This is a genomic window from Actinomycetota bacterium (assembly GCA_028698215.1).
GTDB lineage: Bacteria > Actinomycetota > Humimicrobiia > Humimicrobiales > Humimicrobiaceae > Halolacustris.
Map to the genome: position 1 here is coordinate 1 of JAQVDY010000050.1, position 5,607 is coordinate 5,607.

Here is a 5,607-nt window from a genome sequence, read left to right on the forward strand (position 1 = left end):
AGGACTTTCTGGTTAAAATTGATATTTACTTGCTTTCGCTTGTAAATGCTAACAATAACCAAAAGTTGCCTACTGTTCTAAGCAGTAAATTTAATATACAACAGATCCTATATGATTGTCAATAGCGAAATAATTTATAAGGTTTATTACTGGGGAACGGTAGACGGATCCGTCCCCTTTGTGACCTCATCTAAATTTTCATGCTCAACAAGTTCAGGTTTTTCGTAAGAAAGTTTTTTATCCTTATCCATTTACCCCTCCGCCTTAGGCTTTTTTAATTGTTTTATATTATTATACGCCAGGCATTTATAGGGTTACAATAAAAATCTTTTTAGGGTTTTAATATAAGGGTAAGCCTATAAAAAAGTGATTTTAGGATAATACCCAATATTTATAAAATAATAGTGGAAAATAAAATCATTGCCTAGTTGTTGCCTTTAATGGGGCTTAGAGGAAAAATATAAATCATACAAGCATATTCGTTACATGTTTAACATTAAATTGTAGAGGTAATAACTGCTGCTACCGGGATATTTTGCTTGTAAAAAACCTTAAGTATTGTGTCCTTGTTTGCCCAAACTATCACAATACTGGTTTTATTGGTGGTTAAGTAATATTGAAATCGATGAAAATATTATATTGAATTTATAAATAAATCCCCAAGGTTTATAGAATTGGGATAAAAAATCATACTTAAAATTATTCTATTATTTTCTTGATCCGGTTCAGCTCATTAGATACATGGTTCCAATTTTGCAAATAATAGGACACCATTTTAATATGCTGCCTATAAAGACCTCGAGGTAAATCTTTAGCTATAGGATAGGCCTGTATTTTATTATGAAGAAACCACATACCCCTACGTTAAGCATTAATATTTTAAATTTTGACGCAAAGCTGTAAATTATATTCCATGCTTATATAATTAAGGTATAGCAAGACCTTAATTTAAAAAACTTATAGCATTTAAACCCGGGAAATAATGAGGAGAAAAATTAACATATCCTTGTTTTTAATTTCTTTTTCGGTTTTCCTGTACCAGGTTTGCTTGCTGCGGATATTATCTATTGCAGATTTCTACCATTTTGCATTCCTGATAGTCAGCGTAGCCTTGCTGGGTTTCGGGATAAGTGGAAGCTTTTTATATTTCTTTATTAATAAAATCAAAGACAGCAGGCTTCTGCTTATTATTTTTGCTTTCGGGTTTTCGCTTTCAGTTATTATAAGTTTTATAGTTATAAACCTGGTTCCCTTTGATTCTTTTAAAATTGCCTGGGAAATCAGGCAGATATTTTATCTTTTTATTTATTACCTGTTCATGATAATCCCTTTTTTCTTTGGCGGGTGTTTTATAGGCTATGTTTTCTATCAACAGGATAAGCCTTCCCTTACTTACTTTTTTAACTTAATGGGCTCAGCCATAGGAGCTATTGCATTTCTGTTTCTAATTTTGATTACAAATAAAACCGGTATCATCCTTATTTCCAGCTGCTTAGGCTTAGCGGCGGTATTAATATTGATTTCAAAAAAATATATAAAAGTTTTTGCCACTGTATTGGTGCTGTTTTTAGCTATCGTTTTGCTTTTAAACTTTTTCTATCCCAGCTTGTGGGAAATAAGGGTATCCCCTTATAAGAGTTTGGCTTCAGTGTTGAGAAACCCTGATTCAGAGTTAATATATGCCGATGAAAATGCTTCTACCCGTATAGAGGTAGTTAAAAGCGGCAGCATAAAATCAGCCCCGGGTTTGAGTTTAAAATACCAGGGTATTCCTCCCAGCCAGCTGGGGCTGACCGTGGATGCCGACAATCTCTCACCCATAACCAGTTTTGAAGAAGATAGTGTGGATTTTTTAAATTACATGCCCCAATCATTGCTGTTTGGCTTTAATAAAAAATATGACCATATATTGATTGTTGAACCGGGGGGAGGATTGGATATTTTAGCAGCTGTTTACTTTGAAGATGCTCAAGTTTATGTGGTTCAGAATAACAGCCTGATGGTAAATGCATTAAAGAATGAGTTTTCCGAATACAGCGGTAACCTATACTCAAAAGAAAATATTACGGTAATTGATGACTCGGTTAGAAACTTCTGCAGGACTACCGATGTAAAATTCGATCTTATCATACTAAGTCTTTCTGACAGCTTTCACCCCATTTCTTCAGGGGCTTACAGCCTTAATGAAAATTACCTTTTTACCAGGGAATGCTTTAGCTGCCTGCTGGATATAATTAAGCCTAATGGGTTAATAGCTGTTACCAGGTGGGCCCAGGTCCCTCCCAGTGAGAATTTAAAACTGTTATCCACTATGGTGGAAGGCATGGATGAAAACCAGGCCCATGATCTTTCCTCCCGATTTTTTGCTTTTAGGTCCTGGTCAACCCTTACTACCATGTTTAAACAAGATAACTTTAAGGTAGATGAAATCCGCCAGCTAACAGAGAGAGCGGCTCAATTAAACTTTGATCTGGTTTATTCCAATGGGTTAAATATAGAAGAAACTAACCGTTATCATAAACTGGACCAGCCTTATTATTACCAGTTCTATAAAACCATAATTGAGGGAAGTAGGAAGTCAAGAAAATCATTCTATGACCACTATTATTTTAATATAGAGCCGGCTACTGATGATAAGCCTTATTTTTATAACTTTTTTAAATTCAGGCAAATTCCGGAGATAGTAAAATATTTTGGCAAAACAACCCAGCCGTTCAGCGGCGGGGGCTACCTGATATTGGTGGCTGCCTTAATTATTTCTATTTTACTTTCCTTATTTTTAATTTTATTTCCCTTAAGGATAAAAAAGCTTAAGGCCAGGTTTAAGGGTAAATACCCCTATCTTATCTATTTCTTTTTAATCGGTTTTGGCTTTTTCTTTATAGAGCTGCCCTTTATACAAAAATTTATACTTATACTGGGAAAGCCGGCATATTCCCTGTCGGTGGTGCTGTTTAGCCTTATGCTTTTTGCCGGCCTGGGCAGCTTCTTCACTGAACGGTACAGGATAAAAATTAACTGGGTTATACCCCTGCTGGTGGCTTATGTGGCGTTGTTTATTGTAGGTTTTAGGTATTTTAGCGGGTTTTTGCTGTCCAGGGTTTTGTGGCAAAGGTTTGTGCTAACTATTCTTTTGGTTATGCCTGCGGGTTTTTTGATGGGCATGCCTTTTCCTTTAGGCATTATAAAGGCCAAACAAAGGGAACCGGGTATAATACCCTGGCTGTGGGCTGTCAATGGCTGTGCTTCAGTCATAGGCTCTATAGCGGCAGTTGTACTATCCCTGCATGGAGGGTTTTTAGTAGTAATTGGAATATCGGGCCTGCTTTACCTGGGCTGTATGGCGGTCTACAGGTATTTCTAGCATCCCTAGGGCCGGTCTTTTGGATTATTGAACATCTTTTACCAGGGGAACAAAAACTACATCCGCTATTTTTTCGGTTATTATTTCTCCGTTTTGCTTGGTTATTTTCCACAGTACCTGGTTCCATCCAGGGGGACCTACCGGTATTATCATAATTCCCCCTTCAGCCAGCTGGTTTACCAGCGGCTGGGGTATATGGTCCGGGGCTGCAGTTACTATGATGCGGTCATAGGGAGCATATTGTTCCCAGCCATAATAACCGTCATGATTGGATGTTCTTACTTGCGGGTACTTCTGTTTTAATCTTTGGCCTGCTTTTTCATATAACTCCGTTATAATTTCAACCGTATATACTTCATCAGCTATTTCGGCCAGGATAGCCGCCTGGTACCCTGAACCGGTGCCAATTTCCAAAACTTTTTCGTTTCCGGTTAGGTTTAGCTCTTCGGTCATCAAAGCTACAATGTATGGTTGTGATATGGTTTGTCCCTGCCCAATGGGCAAGGGCCGGTCAGCGTAAGCATTGTTTTTCTGGTCTTGGTCTACAAATTCATGGCGGGGTACCGTTCTTAAAGCCTCAATTACCTTTTTATCGGTAATACCCCTGGGGATTATATGTTGGTCAACCATGTCATGCCTAAGCTTATCGTATCCGCTGGTTCCCTGGTCCCGGTTTATTAAAAATATTATGACAGCAGTTATGGCCACCAGTACTGCCAGGGATAAAAAGATTATTATTTTGTGTTTTTTGGCCATCTTTTGCTCCTGGCTGTTATTAGGTTTTTTTTAAATTATGGCTGGCTAGGGATAAATTTAAAACGACTACAGCATAAATTTATAAGATATTTGCAGCTAAGTCTATATATAGATAATTTCTAAGCAAATAACCTAAATAAAAGCTATCTTTAAAATTTATTTTTCTTGTTCTAATATGTAGTTAGGCAATAGGAAGGAAACAATTATGAAAGAAGCTTATCTTTACCGCAAGCTTGGTAAAAACAGGGTAAGGTGTGATTTGTGCAGCCATTTCTGTGTAATAGCAGAAGGCGATAGGGGAATATGCGGAGTAAGACAGAATATGGGCGGTACCCTCTATTCTTTGGTTTACCGGAAACTCATATCAGAAAATGCTGACCCTATAGAAAAGAAACCCCTGTTTCATTTTTTACCGGGCACCCTTTCTCTTTCCGTGGCTACTGTGGGCTGTAATTTTAAATGTTTCTTTTGCCAGAATTACAGCATTTCACAGGTAGAGAGGGATTCAGATATATACGGCCAGGATGTAAGCCCGGAAAAAATTGTGGCCGATGCCCTGCAGGCAGGGTGCAAGAGCATATCCTACACCTATACTGAGCCCACTATATTCTTTGAATATGCCTATGATACAGCCAGGATAGCTAAACAAAAAGGTCTTAAAAACATATTTGTAACCAATGGTTTTATGTCTGGAGCCTGTCTGGAAATGGCAGGACCCTACCTGGATGCAGCTAATGTAGACCTTAAGGCTTTCAGTGAAGAATTCTACCGGGAAAGGGTAGGGGGAAAGCTTAAACCTGTACTTGAAAATATAAAGTTAATGAAACAAATGGGCATATGGATAGAGGTTACTACTTTAATAATACCGGGGTTAAATGATTCGGAGCAGGAGTTAAGAGCCATAGCTGAATTTTTAAACAGCGTATCCAGCGATATACCCTGGCACATAAGTGCCTATTATCCCCAGTATAAAAGCAGGATTGAAGCTACTTCCGCCGACAAAATAAAACAGGCACAAGTAATTGGCAAAGAGGCAGGCCTTAAGTATGTGTATGGGGGAAATATTTATGATCTGGATCTGGAGACTACTTACTGCTGCCAATGCGGACAGCCTTTGATAAAGAGGGATGGATTTGCCGTTTCCTATAATGGATTGGAAGCAGGGAAGTGCCCCCATTGCGGGGTTAGGTTAGAGGGTGTTTTTTAAATAATTGGCTTAACTTTTAGCTGGTTTTATTCTATAATGTATTTCTGCTCTATGGGGCGGCATAGCCAAGTGGTAAGGCAGAGGTCTGCAAAACCTTTATCCCCGGTTCGAGTCCGGGTGCCGCCTCCAAGTATTCACTTAAAATTTCATTCGGCAGAAGATTAAAATAATTTTTCTATTTCTGTGGATTTAACCTAGCTTAAATAGCCAATAAGAGTGAATAATATTGAATAAAAGCAGGCTAGCTTGACTTTAATTTTTTATTTGCTATGGTAGGCCC

At 38.1% G+C, this 5,607-nt stretch carries 3 protein-coding genes and 1 tRNA gene; 3 read left to right on the forward strand and 1 reads right to left on the reverse strand.

Annotated elements, in window-relative coordinates; all coding sequences use genetic code 11:
• Positions 1–982 precede the first annotated feature (982 nt).
• A complete protein-coding gene (locus tag PHN32_08935) occupies positions 983–3,364 on the forward strand; it encodes a hypothetical protein (protein MDD3777713.1) in 2,382 nt (793 codons plus the stop codon).
• A gap of 24 nt (positions 3,365–3,388) precedes the next feature.
• Here PHN32_08935 and PHN32_08940 read toward each other — a convergent pair whose 3' ends face one another.
• On the reverse strand, positions 3,389–4,120 hold the full coding sequence (locus PHN32_08940; protein ID MDD3777714.1) for a protein-L-isoaspartate(D-aspartate) O-methyltransferase: 732 nt from the start codon (positions 4,118–4,120) through the stop codon (positions 3,389–3,391).
• A 205-nt stretch (positions 4,121–4,325) separates the two neighbouring features.
• On the opposite strand from PHN32_08940, the gene amrS reads away from it, so the two are divergent.
• Positions 4,326–5,327, forward strand: coding sequence for an AmmeMemoRadiSam system radical SAM enzyme (gene amrS, locus PHN32_08945; protein ID MDD3777715.1), 1,002 nt, complete (start codon positions 4,326–4,328; stop codon positions 5,325–5,327).
• A 55-nt stretch (positions 5,328–5,382) separates the two neighbouring features.
• Positions 5,383–5,456: transfer RNA gene (locus PHN32_08950), tRNA-Cys, on the forward strand.
• Positions 5,457–5,607: the final 151 nt, after the last annotated feature.